Consider the following 26,087-nt stretch of genomic DNA (forward strand, 5'->3'; position numbering starts at 1 on the left):
GACACGACGCTCACTTCCCTTCAACCGAACGCGCGCCGGTGTCCACCACTTCGAAGTCGGCCCCCTTGACCCGGCTCAGCGTCTCGAGCCCTTTCAACCGCCGGTCGGGCGCAATCGACATGTACCAATCGCTGCCGTTGTCCGCCACGAACATGCCGTATTTCTTCAGGCCCAGGAGGATCGCCTGGACGTGCGGGGGAAACCCGGTGATGTCGAAGTCCTTGCGCAGCCGGAACCGCTCGCCCATTCGCGGCAGCGACGGGTCGAGGCTCGGGCTGGCCCAGTGCGTCGCCGGCAGGACGTACGCCCGCCGAGACTTCCTCACCGTGAAGCGCATGGCGTGCTCGACCATGCCGCGCTCGCACTCGTCGTATCGGACGACGGCCGGGAAGATGGGCAAGCCGGCGGCGTCGGCCGACGTCCAGCGTTCCGGACGGAGCGCGCCGGTCCTCAGATCGAACGTGGCGTTGTTGGACGCCTCCCAGCCGGCATCGGTCTTTCGTGCCTGCCAGAACTCGAAGAGCTTGCCGTTCGTAGGATCGACGACAATCACGTGGCGATCGCCGGTCCCTTCCCGCTGGAGCTGCTCGAGTGTCTGCCCCGGCTTCGGCAGGGCGTGCTCGTCCTCGTTTCGCGTGAGCGGCCAGTTCTCGATGGGCGCGTTGTCGGGAACCGGGTAGGGCCCGGGATCGGACTCGGCCGGGTAGTCGATGAGCTTCACCTTCACCTGCTTCTGGCCGGGCGGCACGATGATGAAGCCCATGTCGAGGTTGTAGGTGAGCGGCTTGTCGGCGCCGATCGACCCGACGATCTTGGCCGAGTCGCGATGCACGGGCACCGACGAGATGTCCTGGTTCCACGCGTTGTCGGGCGGGAACACCTGCAGGGCGGCCAGGATCCGATCGGCCTCGGGGGTGTCGAACATCACGGGCGCCTGGATCGGCGGCATCGGCGGCCGCTGGCGCGAGCCAGGCTGACCGGCCACAACGGCGGTGACAGCGGCGACGCAGGCCAGAACGACGAGGCTCCGTGTGAAAGTCGGGGCGGTCACGAGGTGCATGGACATCTCCTGCTGCGTGCTGTGGGTCCTTCAGTCAATCCGGCGCATCCGCACTCGCACATTGCGCCGTTCCCCAAGTGCCAATCGGACCAGCCCCGCATCACTGGCCCGAGCCGACATCTGCGCGATGGGCGATCCCGGGGCGAAGTTCGACGTGAGCTGGAACGAGTAGGCATGGCCTGGCTCGAGCCCCGCAACGATCACGAAGGGCGATGCCAGGTCGGGCAGCGTCACCTCGCCCTCGACCGGGGGTGTCGCGCTCGTGACGAACAGGGCCGCCGCCTGGCCGGCCACGACGGCGCCAACGAGGTTGTGGCCGTAGACCGGTTCCACGCGACGCTGGGTTGCGTCACGGTCGGCGATGTCCAGGACGTGGAGGAACCGGTCGTCGCGCGCGGCCACCGCGGGCGACACCTCGATCCGCCACGAACCCGGCACGACGGCTCGCCGGTTCGACGGAGACAGCCGGTTGAAATCGGCGCCCCAGAACGTGCGCCACATCTGCTGGAGCGTGGGGTCCGCCGGCAGCGGTCCGCCTTCAGGCGGGTCGAGCGGCCAGTTGACGCCCGATCCCCAAGGGCCGCCGCGGTCGTCGCCTGGAGTCCAGAACTCCCAACCGGGTCCGCCGCGGACGATGAGTTCGCGATCCCGTGGCAGCACGGGATAGACACGCAGGCGGCCCGAGCCGTCCTCGAAGGTCGCAGACGTGGCATTCGTCCACGCCGTGCCGCCCTGCCCGGCGGCCCGGGAGGCACCGCCGGATGCGGCCTCGACCTTCGGCTCGCTCACGCCGTGCAGAAGCCACGCCTTTCGGTAGGCGGCATCAGTCGCGCGCACGTCATCGGACACGACGAGCACGTCGGCGCCGTCGAGCCACAGGAGGTCGCGCACGAAGCGGCTGACTTTCGACGGCTGATACGAGGCCGTCCCGTTGCCGCGCGCGTAGACGAATTCACCGTCCCGGGCCTCGAAGGCCTCGATGCGACCACGGTCCCAGAGGTCGCGGGTTCGCTCCCAATCCTCGAGGCTGCGCACCGAGTTCCAGAATCGCGACGAGTCCATCCGCTGGCCACCGTCGTTGGCGGCTGGCCACAGGTTCTCTCCCCAGAAGAACCGCTCGCCCGGCTGGTAGACGAGCATCGTGTTGTGGGCGACCGTCCGCCGATACTGGTTCAGGTAGTGCGGACTCTCCGTGTCGGTGTAGTCGGCACCCGTGTCGAGCGCCAGGTAGCCCTTGTGGTAGATCGTGAACTGATTGGTGTCGAGGTGGTCGTGCTTGGCGAAGTACGGGCCGCACGTGAACTCGATCCAGGTCGCGCCGGGATTCCAGCCGCTGCGCATCAGGAGGTGCCCGACTCCCGGAAAGAGGCGCTGCCGCGGGAGTTCTTCCGGCCTGGCAAGACCTGGATCGCGCGCCACCACCGAGCGGTCGCTCCAGAGGAACTCGAGCACCGGGAACCGCCACTTTGCCGGTAGCCACCCGCTCTTCTGCAGGAACCACGCGGCGTAGGGGTCCTTGAACCGATGGACCGCGTAGCCCAGCACGATGTCGTCCACCGCGTCGAGGTGCGGATACTCATTGTCGTCGTCGCGCGCGGTCGAGCCGTCCGGGAGGACCTTGTAGAGGTACGTCGGTCCCATGTTCGCGAAGACACCGAAGCGCCGGGCGGGGTCCTCGCCGTTGGTGGTCCGCCGCAGTTCGGCCAGCATCGCGAGCGGCGCGAACGTGATCCGCATGTAGTCCATCGACTCGTGGTAGCTGCCGCGCGGCGCGACCAGTTCGGAGGTCTCGAGCATGTTGTCGAGCGCGCGCCGCATGCGGTCGACGAGCGGCGCCGCCCTGGCGGCCGTCAATGGATGCCCCTCGACGGCGGTGACGGCAAATGTCGCGAGCGCAAGCTCGCGAATCGAGTGGTTGTGATAGGAGGCCTGCGCGGGATCGGCGAGACCCTGCTGTACCGCGATGCGCTCGGCTCCTGCCAGCAATTCTGCCGCCACCTGGTCCTTCAGCGCGGCATCGAAGAGCGGGCAGTCGTACAGCCAGTCGAATGCGAGCGCGCGGCCGACGTAGTCGAGATAGGGGCGTGAATTGGTTGCCTGCGGCAGCCGGACCCGGCGCATCTCGTCGAGGGCCCGGCGGGCATAGGTGGCGTCGCCGCTCACCAGGTACGAAAGGGCCCACCCCGCGAGGTCATCGGCGGGGCGCTCGCCCGCCGCGTACTTGGCCTTGAGCGCCGTCAGGCTGCTGAACGGGTCCGCGCTCGCGATCAGCATGCGCGGGTGCGCCGGGGCGGCGGCTGGAGCCGACGCCGCGCGGGCCGCCTGCGCCGCCAGGGGCCCCGCGGGGCCGAAGGTCCAGGCCGCCAGGCATACACCGATTGCCACCACCATCACGGGAAGGACGCGTCCCATCGCCTGCACCCCTTTCTCACACGACCTTCACGACACCCAGGCCCGATGCGGGGGTGTTGCGGACGAGCGCTCCGACGACCAGGGCCGCGATGAGCGGCACGACGCTCGCGACCACCAGAATCGGCGTGAACGAGAACCGATCGGCGACGATGCCGATCGCGTAGGTGGAGCAGATGGTGCCGAGCCCTGCGGCCGTGCCCGCCATGCCGGCAACCGACGCCACCGCCCGATTCTCGAAGAGGTCCGCGGGCAGCGACAGGGCCATCGTCGACATCGCCGCATAGGAGAACGTGGCCACGGCGAAGCACAAGACCAGCGGCGCCAACGCCGACATGTAGCCGGCCGGGAAGAGCGCCAGTACGCCCACGGCCGAGCCGACGAAGACCGCACGCCGCGCGCGGCCCACCGGCCACCCCCGCCGGATGAGCGCGCTCGATAGACCGCCGCCAAAGAAGTTGCCGAGGTCGGCACCGAGGAACGGCAGCCAGAACCCGGCGACCGAGTCCTCCAACCGGAAGCCCCGGGTGACCAGGTAGATGGCGAACCAGTCCGTGATCATGTACCAGACGGGGTCGGTGAGGCCGCGGGCGAGAATCGCGCCCCACGTCTGGCGGAACGTGAGCAGTCGCCATCCACCAACCGTTCCACTGGTCACGCCGGTCTCCGGGGCACTGAGATGATCCTCGTCCCGGTCGTCGAGGATCACGCGCCGCTCCTCTGCCGAGAGACCCGGGTGGTCCTCGGGTTCGTGATAGAAGCGCCGCCACGCGAATACCCACAGGAAGCCCAGCGCTCCGACGCCGAAGAACGCCGGCCGCCACCCGCCCAGCGTGCGATACAGCCACGGCACGAGCACGACGGCAATCGCCGCGCCGAACGACGAACCGCTGTCGAACAGCGCGACGGCCCAGCCCCGCTCTCGCCTGGGAAACCACTGCCCGACTGCCTTGGTGGCCGCGGGCCAGTTCGCCGCTTCGCCAGCTCCAAGCAGAAACCGGAACCCGCAGAAACTCCGGAGGCCGGTCGCCAGCGGCGTGAGCATCGCCACCAGGGAATAGCCGGTGACCGCCACCGTCAGGCCTCTCCGGACGCCGACCCTGTCGACCAGACGGCCCGACACCGTCTGGCCGACGGCGTACGCGAGGCGGAACGAGATGACGACCAGGGCGAAATCGCTGTTGGACCAGTGAAAATCGGTCTTGAGGTAGGGGGCCAGGACACTGAGCGTCTGGCGGTCGAGATAGTTGATGACCGTCGACGCGAAGAGGAGACCGCCAATCCACCAGCGGACGCGTGATTTCATGAAGGACGCCATGGAGGACAACGAAAGTAAAGAGAGTGTAAACGAAACAGCGAATTCTTGCTATACTTTGTTTTTACTGGATGAGTTCGCAGCCAGACAGGATGGCCGGCGCCACCGAGGAGCCCGGATGTGACATCGCGCGAGCGGGTGCTCAGCCGCGCGACCGCGCCCGCTTCGCGGCCATGCGCGAGGCCGCCCGTCAGGTCGTCGAGGCGGAGCAGCGGGCGCTGGCGATGCGACAGGCGCTTGCGGAGGTTGGTGGTTACGGGGAAGCGGGTGATGGCGATGCCTGACCGGCGACACTGGCCGCGAGGGGGGCGGCGGATCGTGGTGCTCGGAGACAGTATCACCGAGCTTGGCGCCGAACCCGGCGGCTACGTGCGGCTGCTCGAGCGGTGGCTGGGTGAACTCGATCCCGCTCATCCGGCGGAGGTGGTCAACGCGGGGGTGTCCGGGCAGCGGTCGCCGGACATGCTCGCACGATTCGCCGTCGACGTGGTCGAGCGCCGGCCTGACCTGGTGCTGATCAGCGTCGGCACCAACGACGTGTGGCACGCGTTCCGGGACTGGAGCACGAACATGGATCATCCCGCGGGCGACTTGCCGGCTGGTGTTTCGCTGGACGCGTTTGTCGCCTGCCTGGACGCGATGGCGTCGCAGGCGGAGGCGGGTGGCATCGAGGTGGTGCTCGTGTCGCCGGCGGTCATTCACGAGGACCTCGACAGCCCGGAGAATATCCGCCTGGCCAGCTACGTCCGAGCCCAGCATGAACTCGCCGCGGCGCGGGGCTGCCGGTTCGTCGATCTCCACACGCCGTTCGGGCTCGTGATTGGCGCCTGGCGGCGCCACGCCGGACCGGCGATGAACCTCCTGACGACAGACGGCGTTCACCTGAACGCCGCAGGCAACCACCTGATGGCCGAGACGATTCAGCGCGCGCTCGAGGCGGGCGGTCGGGCGGACTGGCCCCAGTGAACGTGTCTTCGAACGCTGAATGAGGAGAAAGACATGGCTGGACCCGGCTTCTACTGGATGGGCGACGAGGAGAAACGGGAGGTGCTCGATGTTCTCGAATCGGGCTACCTGTTCCGGTACGGCCAGCTCGGCGACCCGATGTTCAAGGCCAAGACCTACACGCTCGAGCAGGAGTTCGCGCGGCAGTGTGACGTGGCTCATTGCGTCGCGTGCGCCTCGGGCACATCCGCGCTGTTGATGGCGTTGCAGGCGATCGGCCTCTCTCCCGGCGACGAGGTCATCGTGCCGGCGTACACCTTCGTCGCCACCTACAGCGCGATCGTCTTCGCGGGAGGCATCCCGGTGCTCGCGGAGATCGACGACAGCCTGACTCTCGACCCCGCCGACCTCGAGCGGCGCATCACGCCGAAGACTCGCGCCCTGATGCCCGTGCACATGCTCGGCAACCCGTGCGACATGGACGCCATCATGGACGTGGCCCGGCGGCACGGCCTTCCCGTGATCGAGGACGCGTGCCAGGCGAATGGCGCGACGTACCACGGACGACGTGTCGGGAGCCTCGGCGCGCTTGGGGCGTTTTCGCTGAACATCTTCAAGACCATCAGCTCTGGTGACGGCGGCCTCCTCGTAACCGACGACCGCGAGCTGTACGAGCGCGCGTTCGCGTTCCATGACCAGGGACACACGCCGAACCGCGGCGGCGTCGAGGTCGGCCGCCGCAACACCCTGGGGCTCAACTTCCGGATGAATGAGCTCACGGCGGCGGTCGCCCTCGCGCAGGTGCGGAAGTCGGATCGCCTGGTGGCGACGCTTCGGGAGAAGAAGCGTCGATTTCGCGAGGCTGTCGGCGAGGTGACGGGCATGCGGTATCGGACGCTGCCCGACCCCGAAGGCGAGTGTGCCACGCTGCTGACCGTACTCTTCGATTCCGCCGAACGCGCGGCCAACGTCGCCGCCCGGCTGAACACCACCACCGTCACCGAGAGCGGGTGGCACGTCTACAGCAACATGGAGCACGTCCTCGCATTCCTGCGGGAACACGACCGCCCCCACGCCAGAGGCGCGTATCCCCGGACCGACGACCTCCTGGCCCGCGCCATCAACCTGAGCGTCGGCGTCGTGGACCGCGGCCTCGGGGCCGCGTTTGGCATCGACATTACGTCGACCGATGAGGAGATTCACCGGAAGGCGGCGACGTTCCGCGACGCGGTGGCACCGGTGCAGGCAGGCTGAACCATGACAAACAACGAACCACCGAGCTCATCTGCCCGGCGACCAATCGACGAGGGCGACTGGAACATGGCGTATCTGTTTCCAGCCGAGGTGGCGGCGGCCCGTCGCCGCAGCGGACTCGTAATCCTTCCGGTGGCTCCGATCGAATGGCACGGCCCTCACCTCGCCATGGGCTGCGACAACCTCCTGGCACACGCCTTCGCGCGCCGGCTGGCTCTTGCCCTCGAGTGCCCCTACTATCCCCCACTCTTCGTTGGCACCGAGCGCGAGCGATCTCCCGAGATGCTCGAGGCGATCGGGCTCGACCGCGACGCATTCGTCGAGGGGATGGATTTTCCGCAACACGAGGTGGCCAGCGCCTACTTCCGCGAGGAGGTGTTCGCCACGGTCGTGCGCGAGACGCTGAATGTGCTACTCGGCCGGATGCAATTTCGGCGCGTGCTGATCGTCAACGGTCACGGGGCCGACAATCAAAGGGCCGTGCTGGATCGGCTGTGCCGGGAGTTCAACGCCTCGGTCCCTTCCGGGTGCCGGGTGGTGTGGGTGTACCCTGGCTTCCCTCGTTCGATGATTGCGGGTGCGATCGGCCACGCCGCGTCGGAAGAGGCATCCATGCTGGCCGCGACATTTCCGGCCTGCGTCGATCTCTCCCGGTTGCCGGCGTCAGGACCGCTGCGGAACATCGACCATGGTGTCATCGACGGCGAGACGTTCGATGGGCAGCCGACGCCGGACCGCACCCTTCGTGCCGACCGCGACCCACGGGCGCACACCGACGCGTCGTGGGGCCGGGAGCGGATCGAGTGGGCCGTGGTGGAGACGCTCGAGGAACTCGCGCGCAAATGGCCGGCCGAATCGGCCTAGCAGCGCGTTTATGGACTGCCAGCCACGCTGACCGCGACAATCGGCCCCGGCGCCCCGTCACGAGCCGGGGACGCGCGCATCAGCACGGAGCGAATCGTCGGCCGCCGCAGGACGCGGCTCGGTCTTCCTATTTCCCAGCCGGTGGTGTCACGATGAAGGCGGCCTCGCGCACCACGCGCGTCTTCGTCACGTCGTCATTGACCTCGACCCGCGCCAGGTACTGGCCGGCAGCAAAGTCCGCCAGTGGGATGGGGCCGACCGACGCGGCGGCGCCTGGCGTGTCGAACACCTGTTCCGATCCCCTCGCCACCGGCCTGCCGTCCTTGAGGACCGTAAATGCGGCGCGCAGCGTCGCTTTCTTCGTCTCGGATGAGACCCCCGCGTTCTGGACCAACAGGAGCAGGCGAAGCGAGTCCGCCGGCGCGAGCACGTTGCCTGGCCGCGCATAGAAGTGCTCGCGGCCCACGATGAAGGCCGCGTACGGATCGATTCGTTCCGCGGCTCCCAGGTTGTCCGACTCGGTCAGCACCATGAGTGGACCGATCGCGAGCGGCCCCTTCGCGTAGTCGGGCACGTCGAACGGCACGTGGGCGACGGCGGCCCGTCCGCTCGCCGGCTCGAGAACCGCGACGGCGACGTCGTACGTGCCGGGCGGCAGCGCCAGTCCGACGGTGGTCAGGAACGAACCGTCAGGCTTGGCGACGGCTTGCACGCGGCGGCCCGGAACGGTGACCGGGTCCCCGGAGGCCGGCACCGCGCATGCGGTCACATCGAGGTCCACCGGCCGACCTGGCGTGAACTGCGCCGGCAGGATGGCCCCCGGTTCGCCGCGCAGGATGCCGGCACTGTAGCCCCCCACCGGCGTCGGCACCTGCAGCTTCATCTCGAAGCTCAGGGAAAAGTCGGCCCGCGACCCGTCGAGGAGAGTGGTCGCGCCCGACGAGGTGGGCGCGACCGAGGACAGCGGCCGTAGCAGGCCAGCCGCCGTGAACCTGTAACCGATTTCCGGGTGGATGACGCGCGTGGCGGCCACCCGCGAGAGTTCCTGGATCGTGCGCGGGTTTTCGTCGAACTCGCATCCGTCGTCGAACGAGATACGCAGGTCGCCGCCCGGCAGCTTGAAGGCCCGATCGGGCCGGCTCTTGTAGATCCACGTCTCCGCGCGGCGGGCGCCGTCCTTGGCGGCGGACTGCAGCGCCTGGTCCCGCGCGCTCGGATCACTGTTCCTGGTCGCTGGCGACACGCGCGTGGACCGCGTTTCGAACGTGCTGCGCAGTCCGAGCCCCGTCACCTCGTCTGCATCACCGGCCAGCAGGAACACCTGGCCGCAGCCCGTCTCCGAGCCCTTCCTGCCCGATTCGCCGAACCGCTGATCCGCGATGGCCCGTGCCCGCGTCACACCAGCCTTGACGGGGCTGTCCTTCTGCGCCGGGTCCGGGCTGCGCCGCGCCCAGAAGATCCGTTCGAACTCCTCGAGGTCCGCGGACCCTTTGAGCGCCTTGAGGGCCGTCAACTCCTCGGGCACCAGGAGGAGCCTGTATGTCGCGAGCCAGGCCTGGCGAGGCTTGTCGAGTCTCTGCGCGGTCGCCGTCCCCGCGAGCGTCGCCAGCGTGAGCAGCGCCACGCCGATCGATCCGACGACGCTGCTGAGACGTGGCCCGACAGGAGAGGCCGTGTGGACGTGCATGTCAGCCCCCGGGGCGAGGTGGAGTGGAACGCGGTGCCGAGAAGAAGGGATGACAGGAGGGCCCCCGGCCGACGCGGCCGGGAGCCCACGGTCGTGAAGCGTCAGAACCGCGCCCGGAGCCCGAGTCGTATGACCCGTCCAAACGCGAACCCCTCGACGTTGTTCTGGGCTCCAGCTCCGAGCACGCCCATCGTCCCATTGTCGGGCGTGTCGTTAATCAGGTAGTCGGTCAGGTTCAGGAAGTCGCTCCCCGGATCCGGGAAGAACTGCGCGGTGTTGAACACGTTGTCTATCGTCGCCGTGAACTGCACCTTCACGTTCTTCCGCGAGATGATGTCCTTGTAGAACGCGAGGTTGATGACCCAGTTACCAGGCCCCTCCAGGCTGTTTCGCGGCGTGGTACCCGGGAACTGGCCCTCGCCGGGCAGCGCGTATGCGGCCGGGTTGAAGAAGAGGCCGTTGGGCACGTTGGCCTTCGGGTCGCCCACGAGGTTCGGCTTGTAGGTGTCGCCGGTCCACACGCCGGTCGTGTCGGGGTTGAAGCCGATGTTGTACGGGGTGTACGACGAGTAGCCAAGCGAGAAGAACGGCGTGAGGTTCGCACCACTTCGGGCCTGGAAGATCGTGGAGACCGTCCAGCCGCCAAAGAGCTTGTCGGCCCAGATGGGCATGTCGGAGCCCACCGCGCGATCCTTGCCGACGGGCACGTCCACGGTCGCGTTGATGAGCAGGCGGTGCTTGGCGACGAACGGGTCGGGCCCCCGGTCGGCCTCCAGGTTATAGGGGTCGTACTGGATGACACCCAGGCTCGAGTTCCCGGAGTCGGGGGCGTTGCTGGACGAGTGCGCGAACGTGTAGGACGCGTCGATCGCGAAGCCGCGTTTGAACCGGCGCGAGACCTCGAACTGCAACGCGTGGAACTGCCCCGACCCGGTGTTTTCGATCATGTTCATCCACGCCCCAAAGGCCGGGAAGGGTCGCAGGCGGTTGTCGGCCGAGTCGTAGCTGTTCACGGGCGTCGTGCTGGCGCGCACGCTGTTGTATTCCCGGTTGACGAGGAGCTTCCTCATCGTCGACCCGAGGTAGCTGACGCGCGCGCCGAGCGCCCAGGGCAGCTCGCGCTCGACGGTCAGGTTGTACTGGTAGATATCCGGCGACTGGACGTCGGGCCAGACGCCCTGAGTGCCAATATCCTCGTTGCCCCCGTAGAGGACCGAACCCTGCGAGTAGACGTGCTGGAACGGCCCGGGGCTCCGCTGGATGGAGTAGCGGAACTCGTTGGTCGCCAGTTGGTCACGAATGCCCTGGATGGCCGCCGTCGGGTGGAAGAGCCCGAAGCCGCCCCGGATCACGGTCTTGCCCTGCGGGTCGAGGCGGTAGGCGAAGCCCACCCGGGGACTGAAGTTGTTCTTGTCGGCGTTCACGAGCGTGTCGCCCAGGCCGACCTCGCTCGCGAGCTTCACATGGCTGTACCAGATGCCGTGCGGATCGCTGTATCCGGGCGGCAGTTTGGCCCAGACCTCCTTGTTCGGCACGACAATGTAGCCGTTCCCGGTCGCCTGGAAGTTCGCCAGCAGCAGGCTGTTCTCGTTCCAGGTTCCCGACAACTCGTACCGCAGGCCCAGGAAGAGCGTCAGGTTCTGGCTGACGCGCCAGTCGTCCTGGAAGAAGGCTGCGAAGTCGGTCGAGTGGCCGTTGAGGTCGCCGCGTGTGGAAACCTGCTCGTCAACGCGGTACGGCCGGCCGAGGAGGAAGTCGCCGAAGGCGTTGCCGGTCTTGGTCCCGTTGAAGCGGTAGTTGCCGTGGCTCGAGAGACCGCGGCCGAACCCGTCGACGGCCATGTTCCTCGAGTAGAGCGCGCCCATCCGCATCGAGTGCGCGCCCTTGAGCCACGACAGGTTGTCGGCGATCGAGAACGAGTTCTGATTCTGCGTGCGGTCCGCGTTGCGACCGCCGTCAGAGATGGAGCTCGGCCTGTACGTGGAACTCTGGAACGTGAACGTCGGGAAGCCCGCGACGTCGCCGCCGATGGTCGGGGCCGCCTCGATGCCGAACTGCGACGCGGTCGGCGCCACGAGGTAGTTGCTCTTCTGGGCGTAGTGGTCGTAGTTGTAACCGACCCTGACCTCGTTGACGATGTTGTTGCTGAGGATCGATGTCCAGCCGCCGATGAGCGCGTAGGTCGTCAAGTTGCTGGTCTGGATGGGCAGGTTCGTGAGGGCGTTGCCTGCCTCGAACCGGAACGACCGCGGATCGCGGAGCTGATAGCTCGCGCGCGCGAAGATCGTGTGCTTGTCGCCGGCCTCGTGGTCCACCCGGAAGTCGAACCGCTCGCGCTTCCGCGACTCGGGCACGTATTGCTGGAAGATCCCGTAGCCGCCAGACATCGTGCCCGGCTGGTTCGGCATCGGCCAGAAGAAGTTCATGATCTTCTGGGCGCTGGGGTCGAGCCGGTTGGGCGGGATTGCGTTTCCGGAGAACGGCTGGCCCGTGAGCGGGTCCTTGACCTTGATGTTGGTCCCGGTGAAGTCGCCGTTCCTCATCGCCGCCGTCGGCACGGCCGTTCTGGCTCCCCCCTGGATGGTCTTGTCGCGCAGGCCCTCGTAGTTCGCGAAGAAGAACGTGCGCTTGGCGACCGGCCCTCCGACGCTCATCCCGTAACGGTGCTGGCTGGTCTCCGAGTTCGGATCGTTGCGCGTGACGCCGGTGAGCGTCTGGCCGTAGGTCAGCGAGTTGAGCGCGTTCGAGTTGAAGTCGTAGAAGGCGCCTCCGTGGTATTGCTGCCCGCCACGCTTGGTCGTTACGACGACGCCGGCGAGGCCGCCGTACTCGGCGCTGTAGGAGTTCGAGAGAACCTGCATCTCCTGAATGGCGTCGAGTCCGGGCGCGGAGTTCCCGACCGTCCCGAAGATGGCGTTGGTCGAGGCCTGGCCGTCCTGGATGTAGGACACGCCGTAGGTCCGGCCGCCAAGGAACTGCATGTTGTCGCTGGTTCCGATGACGTTGGGGTTCAGGTACAGAAAGTCCTGGACGTCACGCGAGTTGCGCGGTAGATCGCGGATTTGCTGAGCGTCCATGTTCCGCGTCACCGCCGGGCTGTCCAGCGTGATGTTGACCGGCGCCTCGGCCGTGACGACCACCGTCTCACCGACCGGACCGACCTCGAGCTGGACCGTCACCAGTGTCGCGGCGCCCGTGCTGACCGTGACGCCGGCCCGCTCGAACTTCTTGAAATTGGTGACGATCACCTCGACTCGATACGTGCCGGGCTGCAGGTTCGGCACCGCGAAGTTCCCGCGCCCGTCGGTTTCGAGCGCGTGGGGCGCCCCGGTGGCCTCGTCGGTGATCAGGACGGCCGCCTTCGGGATCACGCCGCCGCCCGGGTCGGTCACGGTCCCGCGGATTGTCCCCAGGACCGACTGCGCGGCAGCCGCACCCACAGCGACAATCACGAGGACAAGGGCCAACAGACCGACGCGCGCCGAGACACGCGGTCGCCACGGCGTGGCGCCAGCGAAACACTGAACTTCCATGGCTTCCTCCTCGCCCGTCAGGCACAACGCCCCGAGCGACGCAGCAACACACCGGTTGAAGGACAAGGGCCGTCTGACCACACAGGTTGAGCGTTCGTGCTGAGCAGCTTCGAAGCGCCGGACCAACACCCACCACGGGGTATCGAGCCGTTGCGTATACGAAGCGACTAAGACATCAAACACAAGCAAACGACAGTAACGTCATTTTCTATTCCTTTTCAACTCGAAAGTCAACAGGTATTTCGACGAGACCACATCACGGCGTCGCGAATCGCTGTTTATGGCCATTTGTCGTCAGAATCATTGACTCTGGCCGTGAGGCACCAGTAGGATTTCTTTTGCTTGCCCTCTCGGATGGTGTGCCAATGGCAACCCGTCGTCGCTCGCGTCCGCCCGCGCAGCCGGTCCCTGCCCCGCGCCTCGCTCGTTCGCGGCAGCGTTGGCCGCTCGTGGCGGGTGCGGCAGTTGCGCTGATCCTCGTGGCTCTGACCGCGTGGTGGCTGCGGCCTGCCACCTCGACCGCCCCCCGAGCCGGCGCGCAGATCAATCTGCTGCTCGTGACGATCGACACCCTGCGGGCCGACCACGTCGGCTGTTATGGCGACGCCGACGCGCAGACGCCGGTCCTCGACGGTCTGGCTGCCCGGGGCGTCCGCTTCGAGACCGCCGTGGCCCACGCGCCGATCACTGGTCCCTCGCACGCGTCGATCCTCACCGGCCTGACCCCGCTCAAGCACGGGGTCCGGAACAACGGCGGCTTTGTCCTGCCCAAGGACGTCCCGACACTCGCAGAAGCGCTCACGCGGGCCGGCTACCAGACCGCCGCCTTCGTCTCCGGGTTCCCGCTCGACAGGCGCTTCGGCTACGGCCGGGGCTTCGGAGTGTACGACGACCGATTCCCCCACGGAAGCGATCCGAGGCGGGCGCCGTACGTGGAGCGGCCCGCCGATCAGACGACGGATGTGGCGCTGCAGTGGCTCGATCGTCGGCCGTCGTCCGCATCCCCGTGGTTCATGTGGATCCACTATTACGATCCGCACTCGCCGTACGAACCGCCGGCCGAGTACGGGAAGCGGTTCGCCACGCACCCCTACGACGGCGAGATCGCCTTCGTGGACGCCCAACTGGGCGTCCTCCTGCGCCGCCTCGAGACGGTCGGCCTCGCGAACCGGACGCTGGTCATCGTGACGTCCGACCACGGCGAGAGCCTCGGTGAGCACGGTGAGGCGACGCACGGCATCTTCCTCTACGATGCGACCTTGAAGGTCCCGTGGATCATGGTCGGCCCCGGCGTGCCTGCCGGGCGTGTCAGCCAGGTCGTCGGCCGGCTGATCGACGTGGCGCCCACGCTGCTCGATTACGCGGGCCAGGCGATCCCGATCGGCATCGAGGGGCGGTCGGTGCGCCCCGCCGTGGAGGGCCGAGCGATGGCCGACGAGCCGGCGTACGCCGAGTCGCTCTTCGCCAACCTGCACCTTCATTGGTCACCGCTCCACGCCTGGCGGACGGCGCGCTGGAAGCTCATCGATGCCCCGCGCCCCGAACTGTTCGACCTCGAGCGCGACGGCGTGGAACTGCACGACCTATCGGATTCCGAGGGGGCGCGCGTCGCGGACATGCGTCGGCCCCTACGTGCAGCGCTCCGAACCAAGACGCCGGATGCCACCAGTTCGGTCGGAGCCGACGCCGCGGAACGGCTGCGGGCGCTTGGATACATCGGCGGCGGCGCACCCTCCTCGGTCGAGGAGGGCGCGACGCTGCGCGATCCGAAGGACGCCCTGCCGCTGTTGAAGAAGCTCGAGCGCGGGATGGAACTCGCCCGCATCGACCCGGCGACCGCGGCTCAGGAACTGTCGGCGGTCCTGCAGGACGCCCCGGACGCCGCGCTGCCCCGCCGGTACCGGGCCGTCGCGCTCGCGGCCGCGGGACACCACCAGGAGGCGATCGCCGACATGCGCATCCTCGAGAAGGCGGGCGCGCTCACGACCGAAGACCTCATCGTCCTCGGTGACAGCCTCCGCCTCGCGGGCCGAACCGCCGAGGCCCTGGAGGCGCTCGACAAGGCATCGGCGCTCCAGCCCCAGTCGCCGCTGCCGTGGCTGACGCGCGCAAACACGCTGCTCGCGTCGGGACGCCACGACGAGGCCGCCCAGGCGTACGACAGGGCGCTCGCCATCGTCCCCGAGCACAGCGAGGCGCTGCGCGGGCTGGGAGATCTCGCCCTGATCCGAGGCGACCTCACGGCTGCGTCCGGGTTCTATGGGCGCGTGCTGGCCGCCGCCCCCAAAGACGCCGGCGCCCTGATGAAGCTGGGGGTCGTACGGATGCGAGCCGGGCAGCGCGACAGCGCCGTAGCCCTCTTCACGAAGGCGATCGACGCCGATCCGGTCAACGGCGAGGCCCTCCTCTACATGGCCGGTGCCATGGCGGCGACCGGCCGCAACGCCGACGCGGTCCCGTACTTCGAGCGGGCGCTGGCGACGGGAATGCGAACGCCCATGGTTCTGACCGGCCTCGGCATGACGCGCCTCGAACTCGGGGACGAAGCGGGAGCGCTCGTGGCGCTTCGGGAATCGCTCGCCAGGGACCCGAAGCAGCAGCAAGTCGCCGATCTCGTCGCCCGCCTGGATCGGCGCAGGCGCTGAGAGGCCGAACACGCCGCCAACACCCTCGGCGTCTATCGTTCGCTGCCCGGCGCGCGGTCAACGCGCCGCCGAGGCTGGCGACGCTGGAACTCGGCGATCGCGCGGCCGATCTTCAGCCGCATCGCCTCGTAGTCGTCACCGACCTCCGAGTAGCCCACCGTGGCGCCGGCGTCCGAAAACACCTTGGGCACCAGCGTTCGCAGCGCCTCATCCACCAGCGCGTCGAGCCCGGCCCGGCGGGCGAGCGTCAGGTAGAGGTGGTCCTGGAGTCCGCGCCGGTAGTTTGCGAGATTCACCGTTGAGATCGGACCTGGAATGCCCCGGTCTTCCTCCGGGTGAAGCCGGTCCTCGCCAGGATAGATGAGGACACCGTCGCCGTAGGCGTAGCCCGTGTCGTCCTTGTGCGGCTGCCCGCGGTTGTCGAACGTGATCGGGTTGGCCCAGACGTTCTGGTTGCGCTCGCCGGGCTTCTGCGCGTTGTGGCGCCAGTGCACGCTGTGCCACGAGAAGAACGTCGCGATGCTCTCCTTGAACGACGCCCACATGACCGAGCGCGGGTCGGCGGCTGGCGCCTCCATGGCCACCACCCCGAGGTAAGGGCGGCTGCCGTTGTACGTCCAGTATTCATGGCCGTGGGCGCGCTCCGCTCTCGCGCGGGCGATGTCGTAGAGTTGCGGAGCCGCGCACCAGATGTCGACCGCGCCGTCGAGTTCCGGAACGTACTCCTTGGTCGCAAAAGTCTTCAGCCGGCGGCCCGGTCCAGGGTTCGAGTGCACATTCTCCGCAATCGCCCGGATCCCCGGGTACTGCGCCGACGACGGCTCGTCCGGCATGTAGACGAAGGTGATCGCGGACGGCACCACGCGGTCGAGAAACGAGATCCACGCGTCGGCCCGGCGCCACGCCGACAACCGATCGTCGAACGCCGTGCCTGGACCGTAGAACGTGGCCGGCACGATCCGGTTGCCCACGCCCTCGCCCGGGCCTTCGTACCCGTTCGCACGCGTGAACGCCTGGCCGGTGAAGCGGCCGATAGCCGCCTGCACCCTGGCTTCGTCGTATGCGTGCACGAGCTCGATGCGGTTCCGGTGCGCGAACCGGTGATACGCGGCGTCGAGGTTGCGGCCCTGATACAACTCGGGTTGCTCGGGCTCGTAGTAGACCATTGCGTTGAGGCTGTTCTCGTCGGGCAGCGTGAAGTCGAGTAACTCGAGTGCCACTGGCAGCGAGGTGCTCTTGCCATCGGCGGTGATCTCAACCGTGCCTTCATAGACGCCCGCGGGTCGTTCGCGACCGGTGTAGATCTCGATCCACAACGCCTGGTTGCGCGACGCCGCCACACGGACCGGGAAGCCTCCGCGGTCCTTCCGTGCATTCTCCGGCACCAACTGCACGGGCTTCCACCCGACGAGGTCGCGTGGCATCGCGGGCGAGCCGGCCTTGTAGATCCAGTCGGCCGTGGCCGGCCCGGGCACGTGCATGTAGTGCACGGCGAAGATCTGAATCGGCCTGCCCACCGAGACGGTCGGGTCCGGTCCAGGCGGGGCGTAGACGATCCGCTCGCTCCCGTTCCGCAACCGCAGGTCGGGGAGTCGGAGCGACAGCGCGCCAATCCCCTCTTTGTCGGACTCGACGATCACCTGGAAGGCCACGACCTCGTTGTGCGCGCCAAAGAGCCGCGCGTGCTGGCCTGTCCATGCCGAGTTCGCGGCAGCCAGCGGGCTGGCCTGGTTGTCCTGTCCGATCTTCTCGGTGTCGTGCACCGCCCAGATCCGCCGCACGCCGGCGTCGGACACGCTTGTCGCGGCCAGCACCATCAGCGCCGCCGCCGCCACCCGCCTCAGCCTCCCTGCGTCTTGCGGTCCCATCGTCGTTCTCCTCGTTGGTCCGCGCTCGGCGCGCGGCCGCCTGCGTTCCGTCAGACTGCGTCGTCCACTCCACCGGCGGCAGGGTGAAGCTGGCTTGCTCCCTTGACGAGCGCCAGCAACCCGGCCACGACGAGAGTGATCGCGCCGTAGAGCACGACCGTGGAGCGCTCGCCCGTGGGCGCAAAGAACAGCAGCAGCAGGCTGATCACGCCCACGCCGGCCGTCGCCCGCGACAGGAACCGGAACACCTCGGTCGTCCGATCGACGCTGTCGCGCAGTTCGCGGTCGCGGTCGATTGGCGTCGCCAGCCGGGCGGCAAGCGCCCGCCGCCCGGGGGCGCCCTCGACGTCACGGACCTCGAACAGGATCGAGCCCAGGAAGACCGCCACCGAGGCCGGGAGCACGCCGAGCACGTTCGCCACAAGGCCCCATCCGAAGCCGAACGTCCCGACGCAGCCGATCACGAGGCCCACGGCGAACGATGCGAGACCTGACCACCGCGGCGTCCGCGTGATGAGAAGGCCGAGCAGCGCCGGCGGGCCGTAGGCCAGCGACATGATCGTGTTCACCGTCAGCATCACGCTGAACACGCTCTGGCCGCTGCTCGCCATCACGAACGCGAGGCCGATGATGCTGGCGCCGACGCCGAAGGTCGCGGCCCACCCGACCTTCAGCAGGTGGCGCTCGCCGTCGCGGCGCGGAAAGAACCACAAGTAGATGTCGCGGACGATGATCGCGGCGTGAAGGTGGAACGTGCCAGACAGGCTCGACATCGTCGAGCTGAACATCGCCGCCAGCATGACGCCGATGAGGCCGTTCGGCAGGAGAGTGAGCGTGGCGAGCGCGTACGACGCCTCGTGCGCGTTCGCGCGGCCGGGCAGGACGACGGCCAGGTCGGGATACAGGATCCGCATCGCCATTGGCGGAACGAACCACAGGAACGACCCGACGAGGAAGAACCCGCAGCAGAGCAGCGACACCTTCTTCGCCGACCGTTCGTCATCGACCGCAAAGTACCGCTGCGCCATGACCGACGTGTTGTAGCCGAAGCTGACCATGATCGCCCAGGCCGCGACGTAGCCCCACCCGAAGTCGCCGGGCAGCGTCAGTGATCGCATCGACACCGGCAGGCTCCTGATGAACGCTCCGGCACCGCCCACGCGCGCGAGCGAGACGACGAAGAGGACCAGGGTGAACGGCATCAGGACGACCGCCTGCAGGAAGTCGGTGATCACGACGGCCCACAGGCCGCCAACGACGCAGTAGGCGAGGATGATCGCTCCGCACGCGATGATGGTCCACCCGATCGGCACGTTGCAGATGGAGCTGACGAAGACGCCGAGGCCGAAGAGCCCGGCGGCAGCGGTGAAGAGATGGAAGACGACCGCGGTCCACGAAAAGACCTGGCGGGTCTGCTCGTCGAACCGCTCCGTCAGGTACTCCATCGTCGTGGAGATGCGGAGCCGCCGCCAGCGTGCGGCGAACAGCCAGTAGCCGAGCATGAAGCTGAGGCCGTTCCCGATGTACATCAGGACGATCACGAGGCCCTGGCGATAGGCGACACCGGCCGCACCGGTGAAGGTCCAGGCGCTGAAGCCGCTCATGAAGGAACTGAGGCCGGCCACGAACCAGGGAATACGGCTGCCGCCGCGGAAGTAGTCCGACGCCCCCTTGTTGAAGCGCATGAAGTAGGCGCCGATACCGACCATGGCGAGCATGTAGAGGGCGATGACGGCGTAGTCGACGGCGGTGACAGACTTGAGCATGGTTGTCCCCGGACACGTGTGGCGGGTCGGCGGGCCGACGTCGACGCGTTCGATCGGCGGCCCTGAGGAGCCGGCGCTTCACTCCCGCCCGGTCGCCTGCCGGAACCAGCGCGCGAAGTGGGGTAACGCGATCTCGGGCGCCTCCAGTTGCGGGTGCCAGCGCTTCTCCCACTCGAACGACACGTGCCCCGCGAAGCCTGCCGCGTCGAGCACGGCGACGGTCTGGCGAAGCGGGAACGTGCCGGTCCCGGTCAGGACAGGTTTCCAGGCCGACGCCCGGATGGCCGTATCCGACGGGTCGCCCGGCCTGATGTCCTTGAGGTGCACGTGGCGCACGAGCCCGCCGAGGATTGCAAGACCCTCTGCGGGCGGCTCGCCCGATTCCGCGTAGGCGTTTGCCGGGTCCCAGATCACGCCGGTGCCGCCGCCTCCGGCGCGCCCGACGATGGCCGCCGTCGCGCGCGCGGGCGCAAAGTCTCCGTGGGTTTCCAGCCACGTCTCGAGCCCGTTGGCGGCGGCCTCGCCGCCGAGCGCGGACAGCGCGTCGGCAATCCAGCCCTCGGTGTCGTCACGGGTCGCACCGGGTTGCACGCGGTCGCCGAAGATCCGGATGCCGGGCGCGCCGAGTGATGCCGCGAGCGCGATCATGCGCCGGCCCTCTTCCAGCGTCCGACGCCGCTCGGCGGCATCCGGGGAGTGGAAGAAGCAACTGGTGTCCACGCACGACACGGCAAGGCCCGCGTCACGGAAAGCCGCGACCGTGCCGACCAGGCCCGCGCCCGTGAATTCGGGCCGCTTCCACAGCGCCGCGTCGCCCTCGATGAACCGCAACTCCACGCCATCGTACAGCTCGCGTCGCGCGAGATCGATGACCTGGCGAAGCGTCCAGACCGGGCAGCCGAGGGTGGAGAATGAGAGTCTCATCGACCCGACCCTACGTCATGGTGGCCAGCATGGCCGGGGTCACGCGGTTCAGTGGCCGCCTGCCGTCGAAGTGGCGTTCGAGCTCGTCGATGACGATGGCCGCCATCTGCCGGCGGACCGCGTCGGCGCCAGCGCCGATGTGCGGCGTCAGGATTGCTCCCGGCGCTCGGCGGAGCGGGTGGTTGCCGGGCAGCGGTTCGACCGGGTCGGTCACATCGAGCGCGCAGCGCAGCCGGCCGGCGCGCACCTGCGCGGTCAGCGCGTCGAGATCGACGATCCCGCCGCGGGCCACGTTGATGACGGACGCGCCGGGACGGAGGCGTGCGAGGCGGCGCCGATCGAGCAGGTTCCGCGTCTCGTCGTTGAGCGCCGCCGCGACGACCAGCAGTCGCGACGCTCCGAGGGCGCGCCCGAGCGTCGCGAACTCCACCCGCGCTCCGAGCGGGACGTCGCGGCGGGCGTACGGGTCGAAGACGACGAACCGGACGCCGAAAGGCACCAGCAACTCGACGAGCGCCCGACCGATGCGGCCGAAGCCGATGAGGCCCACCGTCGCGTCGAGGAGACTCTCGCCCACGACGCCACGCAGGTGGCGTGCGTCGTAGATGGCGTTGGAGGGGTGCTTCAGCTCGGCGCGGTACCGATCGATGTTGCGGGCCTCGTACAGCAGGAAGGCCGCGGCCAGTTCAGCGACGTGACGGGCCATCGGGTCCGCCGCGTTCGTGATCGTGAGGCGCTCGAAGAGCGGCGGGGCGAACCGCGACTTCACTTCCCCGCCGCAGTGCGCGATCATCCGGAGCCGGGGCGCCACGTCGAGCAGTGACTCGTCGAACGCGGGACTGTCCCACGTCGTGACGATCGCGTCTGCCAGGGCGAGTTGCCGGCGTGTCGCCGGCGTGACCCGTCGGCCGCCGACGCGCACCCACCGAGACCGCGAGGCGAGGCGGCGTCGTTCGGCGGCACCGAAGAAGGACGGGAATAACTCGCGTCCGGCCAGCACGACCACGACCGGCTTCCCGCGCTGTGCGGCGTTGGTGGTGAGTGTCATTGGCCGATGACCTGGACGAGCACGGTTCGCGCCAGCGGGCCGTCGTACTCCACGAAGTACACGCGCTGTCGGCTCCCGCGGACGACCACGCCGTTCTCGATGGGGAAGAAGCAGTTCACCCCGCCCAGGATGCTCTTCAGGTGATCGCCGGCGTTGAAGCCCAGGCGGCCGTCGAAGTCCAGGTGGCGGTTGTGCCAGTAACCGTAGGTGCCATCGGGCGGCTGTTTGGGCGCCAGGCGTTCGAGGTGCGCAAGCACGTCGCGCTCGAGGCAGTCGATGCCCTCGGTGACGAGCAGGCCGGACGAGGTGTGGCACGTAAGGACGAGCACGATTCCGTCGCGGGCGCCGCTCGCCGCAACGACGCGGTCCACCTCGGATGTGACGTCGATCATTTCCATGTCCGTGCGGGACTGGACCTCGATGCGTTCGAGTTTGATGATCACGCGGTCTCCCCCAGCAAGGTCTCCGCGTTCGACCTGAATACCAGGTCGAGGCACGCGTCTGAGAGCCCGAGCCCACGCACGGCGCGCGCCATGTTCTTCACCTCCACGCGCGGGTAGTTCGAGCCGAAGACCAACTGCCGCCGCAAGCTGCGCTCGAACACCGACAGCGGCACCTGCACCGTCATCGCGAACCGCAGGAAGTCCGGCGGGTTGTCGAAGTAGAGGGCCGACGTATCGAGGTACACGTTCGGGTACTTCAGCGCCAGCGCCACGGCTTCCATCACCCAGGGCCACGCCAGGTGCGCGAGCACGATGCGCAGGCGCGGGTGGTCGGCGGCCACGCGCTCGAATCGCAGCGGCTGTCCGTAGGCCAGGCGGCTCCCCGGCTCCCAGCTCATGCCGGCGTGAAACAGGATCGGGATGCCGAGCGCTTCAGCGCGCGCGTACAACGGATCGAGGCCCAGGTGGTCGGCGAACACCTGCTGCATGGCTGGCGCCAGCTTCAGGCCGCGCAGGTGCAGGTCGCTGATCGCATGCTCGAGATCGTCGGCCGCCGACGCCCGGCACGGGTCGACGCTGGCGAACCCGATCAGCCGGTCGCTCATCGCGCACAACTCCGCGATCTGCTCGTTCGAATAGACGGCCGTCCCCCGCGTACTGACGGCGTCGATCGGCAGGATCACCGCGCGATCGAGGCCGACGGTATCCAGTTCGAGCAGGAAGGTCTCGAGCGGCTGGAACGTGTTGCCAATCAGGAACGTCTCGCGCGCCGCCTTCGCCAGCCCGGGGTGGCGCTGCACCATCTCGCGCACGAGCAGTGGATGGGTGTGAAAGTCGATGCCGCCCTTCACCGAGGCCCCCCCTCCGCGCCGGCACCCGTGGACCGGAGGAACGCTTCGGCCTGCGCGACGGTCGGCTGACCGGCCGTGCCGCCGAGCCCCCGCGTTGACAGCGCACCGCACGCCGCGCCGAGCGCGAGCGCCTGCTCGAGCGGCCGGCTGGCCAACCAGGCGTGCAGGAACCCCGCGTCGAATGAATCGCCCGCCCCGGTCGTGTCGATGGGCGTCACCGGGAGGGGGGCCTGCGAGATCGGCGCACCGTCGCGGCGTGTCATCGCACCTCGCGCGCCCAGCTTGGCGACCGTCAGCGTCCTGCCGTTCTCGAGCGCAACGAGCCCGCGAGCGGGGTCTGGTTCGCCGGTGATTCCCGCCAACTCCACCTCGTTCGGGAAGAACACATCCACTTCGTTGAGCGTCCCCGACAGCTCCGGACCCCACGTCTCGGCCGGATCGAAGCCCGGGTCGAGCGACGTTGTCAGGCCGTGCGAGCGCGCCCGGCGGAAGAGGTCGCGGCAGCCTGGGCGCAGCCGAGACTGGAGAAAGTACGAGGAGACGTGGAGGTGGTCAACGCCGGCGAACAGCCGATCCTCGACATCGTCCGCCGCGAGCGCAGTGATCGAGCCGAGGTAGGTGACGAGCGCGCGATCGGACGGGGACGTGATCGACACGGTGACCCCGGTCTTCACCGCCGCGTCGATGCGCACTGGAGCGAGGTCGATGCCGGCGGCCCGCATGACACCGAGGCAGTACTCACCCCACACGTCGGCGCCAACGACTCCCGCGAACGCGACCGCCGTGCCCAGCTTCGCCAGCCCCATGGCGCAGATCGCCGAGGCGCTGCCGAGAGCCATGGTGAAGTCGTCCACCAGCACCTCGCGACCCGGCGTCGGGAACGCTCGGTACCCTTGCAGGAGCAGATCCACGTTGATCTCGCCGACCACCAGCACCTTCTTTGCGCTCGTCATCGTCGGTTCTCCGCCTGCGAGCGAGACAGTAGTCGCCCGCGCCCGGCGAAACTCCCTGGCAGCCTGTGGTGAAAGTCCCGCCGGCATTCGGCCGACCCTGCATCCCACCCGGCTGCGTTGCTCCTCCCTCGAATATGGCCCGATATTCTCAGTCGTCGCGCCTGGCCGGCTGGGCGCATCGTCGCCCTCGGTGCTGCGCCGCGACTTCCACCACAGGCTGCTAGCGGTGGATCGTGAACGGCTCGACGACCCGGTTGATGACGCCCGACGCCGACGGCGAATCCGGGCGCAGGCCGAGGTGCAGACAGTGGAAGAACGCCAACAGTTGGCCCACCAGGACGTCCAGGACGGGCGCACCATCATCACCCACCGTAGCCATGCCGGAGCATTCCATCACGACGTCGCCGTCGCCTTCCAGGCCCGCCGGGATCGCCTCGCCGAACAGGATCTTTCCCGTTCCGAGCCCCTTGCGCGTGAGTTCCCTCACCAGGTCAGCTTCGTAGGCTCTCGCCGTCGGGTCCGACGAGAGAAAACACACGACCAGCGTCTTGTCGCGAATGGCGCTCATCGGCCCGTGCCGCAGACCCAGGTACGTCTCGGCGAAGGTCAGCACACGACCGTCGCTCATCTCGGTCATCTTGAGACTGGCCTCGCGGGCGCCGCCGAATCGGCATCCGGCACCAAGGAAGACCACGGCGCGCAGCGGGCGGCGCGCGAGGGACGCCAGGATGCCCACCTGGTGCGCGAGGACGTGCCGGGCCGCACGGGCCTGAACCTCGACCTGTGCCCGGTGGCGGCCGGGGTCCCGCAGCGCTCCGAGGGCACTCGCCGCGATCACCATGTTCGTGAAGCTGCTCGTCATCACGAGGCTGCGGTCGCAGGTCCGCTCGTCCAGCACCACCGGAAATACACGCGGGTCACCGGCGTAGGCCGTCGCCAGGCGGCCGCTGCGGCAGCATGTCACAACCAGGTGCCGGCACTCGGGCTCACGCTCCAGCAACAGATCGATCACCGCGGTGCTCTCGGGGCTGTTCCCGGAGCGTCCGAACGAAACCACCACGCAGGGCCGCGTGGGCGGAAAAGCACGCTCGGGGTGCGTGAGAAGGTCGCCCGCGCCGAGCACGTGCACTGGAATCCCGAGCGCCGCCTGCAACGCGGGCCCGACCGATGCCGCCGCGTACAAGGAACTGCCCGAGCCAGTCAGCACGAGCGCGCCCTCCCGCCCCTCGAACCCGGCGGCCACGAGGAATGACGCCAGGCGCGGGGCGTACGCCTCCACGTCGCTGGCCGTCTGGAGCCACGTCGATGGCTGCTGGCAGATCTCGTGCAACGTGTCGGCCAAGCCCAGGCGTTCCTGGACCTCGGCCGGAGCGTCGACCAGTTCCCTGAGCGGCCCGTCGAGCCCGTCACGTGCCGTCAATCTGCGCGCCTCGCCCGGTGCCGGTTCAGCGAGAGCTCCTCCGGGCCGCTTGCTCGCCGCATCAGCTTGTGTCATATGTTGTTCAGTCAACAAAATCGGTTACGATTCATGTCGAACGCTGTTGACAAAGCCGTCATGTGAGGGTATACAAACAAAGCGAACACAGATTATAGCAATGAAACGAAAGAGTCAACTGTGAACACTGCTACCTCTCGCGCGACGCGCCCATCGCTCTCCTCGCTCTCAATCGGACATGGAAAACGGGCTCGTCTGTGGCGCCTGCTCTATGGTTCGGGACCGGCCAACGGAACGCTGCTCGTCCTTCCGCTGGACCAGGGCCTCGAACACGGACCAACTGATTTCCTTCCGAACCCGGCGGCGCTCGACACGGACTTCCAGTTCCGGCTGGCGCTCGAAGGACGGTACTCGGCCATCGCGCTCGGCGTGGGCCTCGCGGAGAAGTACCTGCGCGACTACAGCGGGCGCGTGCCGCTCATCCTCAAACTGAACGGCAAGACGGACATTCCGGACGATGGCGAGGCCACGTCGCCGGTGCTGGCAAGCGTGGAAGACGCCGTGCGCCTCGGCGCCGATGCGGTGGGCTACACGCTCTACGTCGGGACGCCGCGTCAGGACGACGAGTTCCGTCGCTTCGGGCGAATCCGCCAGGATTGCGAGCGGCTCGGCATGCCGATCGTGTTGTGGGCCTACCCGCGCGGCCGAGCCATCGAGGCCAAGGGCGGCAAGGGCACGCTGTTCGCGATCGATTACGCCGCCCGGGTCGCGGAAGAACTGGGCGCGGACATCGTCAAATTGCACGAGCCCGACGACACGAACGATCGCTGCCCGGAGCCTTACCGGTCGCTGCACGAGCCGCCGGCCGCGCGGCTGCGGCGCGTCGTCCGCTCGGCAGGGAAATGCCTGGTCCTCTTCTCGGGCGGTACGCTCCGCGACGAGGCGGGAGTGGTTGCGAAGGTCGCCGAGTGCATGCAGGCCGGCGCGGCGGGGATCATCTTCGGCCGCAATCTCTGGCAGCGCCCGTTCGACCAGGCGCTGACCCTCACCAGACAGGTTCACGACGTACTGGCTGGGTTCGGTCAGG

19 protein-coding genes are annotated in these 26,087 nt (G+C 68.2%); 6 read left to right on the forward strand and 13 right to left on the reverse strand.

Features of this window, described 5'->3' with window-relative positions; translation table 11 throughout:
* Positions 1-10: 10 nt before the first annotated feature.
* The 3 genes from VGK32_04040 to VGK32_04050 are packed head-to-tail and all read right to left on the reverse strand — an operon-like array spanning position 11 to position 4,775.
* Positions 11-1,060 carry a hypothetical protein gene (locus VGK32_04040; protein HEY3380911.1) on the reverse strand — a complete coding sequence of 350 codons (1,050 nt, stop codon included), beginning with the start codon at positions 1,058-1,060 and terminating at the stop codon, positions 11-13.
* 30 nt (positions 1,061-1,090) lie between these two features.
* Positions 1,091-3,472 (reverse strand): heparinase II/III family protein, encoded by a 2,382-nt coding sequence (locus VGK32_04045; protein ID HEY3380912.1) that lies wholly within the window; start codon positions 3,470-3,472, stop codon positions 1,091-1,093.
* 16 nt (positions 3,473-3,488) lie between these two features.
* Complete coding sequence (locus tag VGK32_04050; protein HEY3380913.1) at positions 3,489-4,775, reverse strand: MFS transporter; 1,287 nt, start codon at positions 4,773-4,775, stop codon at positions 3,489-3,491.
* Between the two features lie 101 nt (positions 4,776-4,876).
* Between VGK32_04050 and VGK32_04055 the strand changes: the two genes are divergently transcribed.
* From VGK32_04055 to VGK32_04070, 4 genes are read left to right on the forward strand one after another with little or no spacing between them, the layout of a single operon-like run.
* Entirely contained in the window at positions 4,877-5,068 is a 192-nt protein-coding gene (locus tag VGK32_04055) for a hypothetical protein (GenBank protein ID HEY3380914.1), read from the forward strand.
* Between the two features lie 37 nt (positions 5,069-5,105).
* On the forward strand, positions 5,106-5,750 hold the full coding sequence (locus VGK32_04060; protein ID HEY3380915.1) for a GDSL-type esterase/lipase family protein: 645 nt from the start codon (positions 5,106-5,108) through the stop codon (positions 5,748-5,750).
* A gap of 33 nt (positions 5,751-5,783) precedes the next feature.
* Positions 5,784-6,983, forward strand: a complete 1,200-nt coding sequence (locus VGK32_04065; GenBank protein HEY3380916.1) for a DegT/DnrJ/EryC1/StrS family aminotransferase — start codon at positions 5,784-5,786, stop codon at positions 6,981-6,983.
* A 3-nt stretch (positions 6,984-6,986) separates the two neighbouring features.
* Complete coding sequence (locus VGK32_04070) at positions 6,987-7,847, forward strand: creatininase family protein (protein HEY3380917.1); 861 nt, start codon at positions 6,987-6,989, stop codon at positions 7,845-7,847.
* A 127-nt stretch (positions 7,848-7,974) separates the two neighbouring features.
* Here VGK32_04070 and VGK32_04075 read toward each other — a convergent pair whose 3' ends face one another.
* Entirely contained in the window at positions 7,975-9,534 is a 1,560-nt protein-coding gene (locus VGK32_04075; protein HEY3380918.1) for a GWxTD domain-containing protein, read from the reverse strand.
* 101 nt (positions 9,535-9,635) lie between these two features.
* Positions 9,636-13,067 (reverse strand): carboxypeptidase regulatory-like domain-containing protein, encoded by a 3,432-nt coding sequence (locus VGK32_04080; protein ID HEY3380919.1) that lies wholly within the window; start codon positions 13,065-13,067, stop codon positions 9,636-9,638.
* Between the two features lie 365 nt (positions 13,068-13,432).
* Here VGK32_04080 and VGK32_04085 point away from each other — a divergent pair, with 365 nt between their 5' ends.
* Positions 13,433-15,712: a sulfatase-like hydrolase/transferase gene (locus VGK32_04085; GenBank protein HEY3380920.1), complete on the forward strand. Its 2,280-nt coding sequence runs from the start codon at positions 13,433-13,435 to the stop codon at positions 15,710-15,712.
* A gap of 32 nt (positions 15,713-15,744) precedes the next feature.
* On the opposite strand, the gene VGK32_04090 is transcribed toward VGK32_04085, so the two are convergent.
* The 8 genes from VGK32_04090 to VGK32_04125 form a co-directional block, all read right to left on the reverse strand.
* On the reverse strand, positions 15,745-17,580 hold the full coding sequence (locus tag VGK32_04090) for a glycoside hydrolase domain-containing protein (GenBank protein HEY3380921.1): 1,836 nt from the start codon (positions 17,578-17,580) through the stop codon (positions 15,745-15,747).
* A 50-nt stretch (positions 17,581-17,630) separates the two neighbouring features.
* Complete coding sequence (locus tag VGK32_04095; protein ID HEY3380922.1) at positions 17,631-19,346, reverse strand: hypothetical protein; 1,716 nt, start codon at positions 19,344-19,346, stop codon at positions 17,631-17,633.
* A 78-nt stretch (positions 19,347-19,424) separates the two neighbouring features.
* On the reverse strand, positions 19,425-20,270 hold the full coding sequence (locus VGK32_04100; GenBank protein ID HEY3380923.1) for a sugar phosphate isomerase/epimerase family protein: 846 nt from the start codon (positions 20,268-20,270) through the stop codon (positions 19,425-19,427).
* Between the two features lie 10 nt (positions 20,271-20,280).
* Positions 20,281-21,318 (reverse strand): NAD(P)-dependent oxidoreductase, encoded by a 1,038-nt coding sequence (locus tag VGK32_04105; protein HEY3380924.1) that lies wholly within the window; start codon positions 21,316-21,318, stop codon positions 20,281-20,283.
* The gene (locus tag VGK32_04110) at positions 21,315-21,761 is read right to left on the reverse strand and encodes a secondary thiamine-phosphate synthase enzyme YjbQ (protein HEY3380925.1); all 447 of its coding nucleotides are present in this window, start codon (positions 21,759-21,761) and stop codon (positions 21,315-21,317) included. Before VGK32_04110 ends, VGK32_04105 begins: the two co-directional genes overlap by 4 nt.
* The gene (locus tag VGK32_04115) at positions 21,758-22,612 is read right to left on the reverse strand and encodes an amidohydrolase family protein (GenBank protein ID HEY3380926.1); all 855 of its coding nucleotides are present in this window, start codon (positions 22,610-22,612) and stop codon (positions 21,758-21,760) included. The genes VGK32_04110 and VGK32_04115 overlap by 4 nt, the downstream gene beginning before the upstream one ends.
* Entirely contained in the window at positions 22,609-23,565 is a 957-nt protein-coding gene (locus tag VGK32_04120; protein HEY3380927.1) for a carbohydrate kinase family protein, read from the reverse strand. The genes VGK32_04115 and VGK32_04120 overlap by 4 nt, the downstream gene beginning before the upstream one ends.
* A gap of 220 nt (positions 23,566-23,785) precedes the next feature.
* Positions 23,786-24,985 carry a hypothetical protein gene (locus VGK32_04125; GenBank protein HEY3380928.1) on the reverse strand — a complete coding sequence of 400 codons (1,200 nt, stop codon included), beginning with the start codon at positions 24,983-24,985 and terminating at the stop codon, positions 23,786-23,788.
* A gap of 195 nt (positions 24,986-25,180) precedes the next feature.
* On the opposite strand from VGK32_04125, the gene VGK32_04130 reads away from it, so the two are divergent.
* On the forward strand, positions 25,181-26,087 hold a 907-nt coding region (locus VGK32_04130; GenBank protein ID HEY3380929.1), incomplete at its 3' end, for a hypothetical protein.

It is taken from the genome of Vicinamibacterales bacterium, assembly GCA_036504215.1.
In the GTDB taxonomy this organism is placed as follows: domain Bacteria; phylum Acidobacteriota; class Vicinamibacteria; order Vicinamibacterales; family Fen-181; genus FEN-299.

Bases quoted from the DNA above. Each gene is read 5' to 3' on its own strand.
- VGK32_04080 (HEY3380919.1), bottom strand. From the start codon at position 13,067: ATGGAAGTTCAGTGTTTCGCTGGCGCCACGCCGTGGCGACCGCGTGTC.
- VGK32_04055 (HEY3380914.1), top strand. From the start codon at position 4,877: ATGGCCGGCGCCACCGAGGAGCCCGGATGTGACATCGCGCGAGCGGGT.
- VGK32_04085 (HEY3380920.1), top strand. From the start codon at position 13,433: ATGGCAACCCGTCGTCGCTCGCGTCCGCCCGCGCAGCCGGTCCCTGCC.
- VGK32_04100 (HEY3380923.1), bottom strand. From the start codon at position 20,270: ATGAGACTCTCATTCTCCACCCTCGGCTGCCCGGTCTGGACGCTTCGC.
- VGK32_04095 (HEY3380922.1), bottom strand. From the start codon at position 19,346: ATGCTCAAGTCTGTCACCGCCGTCGACTACGCCGTCATCGCCCTCTAC.
- VGK32_04075 (HEY3380918.1), bottom strand. From the start codon at position 9,534: ATGCACGTCCACACGGCCTCTCCTGTCGGGCCACGTCTCAGCAGCGTC.
- VGK32_04065 (HEY3380916.1), top strand. From the start codon at position 5,784: ATGGCTGGACCCGGCTTCTACTGGATGGGCGACGAGGAGAAACGGGAG.
- VGK32_04045 (HEY3380912.1), bottom strand. From the start codon at position 3,472: ATGGGACGCGTCCTTCCCGTGATGGTGGTGGCAATCGGTGTATGCCTG.
- VGK32_04105 (HEY3380924.1), bottom strand. From the start codon at position 21,318: ATGACACTCACCACCAACGCCGCACAGCGCGGGAAGCCGGTCGTGGTC.
- VGK32_04040 (HEY3380911.1), bottom strand. From the start codon at position 1,060: ATGCACCTCGTGACCGCCCCGACTTTCACACGGAGCCTCGTCGTTCTG.
- VGK32_04050 (HEY3380913.1), bottom strand. From the start codon at position 4,775: ATGAAATCACGCGTCCGCTGGTGGATTGGCGGTCTCCTCTTCGCGTCG.
- VGK32_04120 (HEY3380927.1), bottom strand. From the start codon at position 23,565: ATGACGAGCGCAAAGAAGGTGCTGGTGGTCGGCGAGATCAACGTGGAT.
- VGK32_04070 (HEY3380917.1), top strand. From the start codon at position 6,987: ATGACAAACAACGAACCACCGAGCTCATCTGCCCGGCGACCAATCGAC.
- VGK32_04090 (HEY3380921.1), bottom strand. From the start codon at position 17,580: ATGGGACCGCAAGACGCAGGGAGGCTGAGGCGGGTGGCGGCGGCGGCG.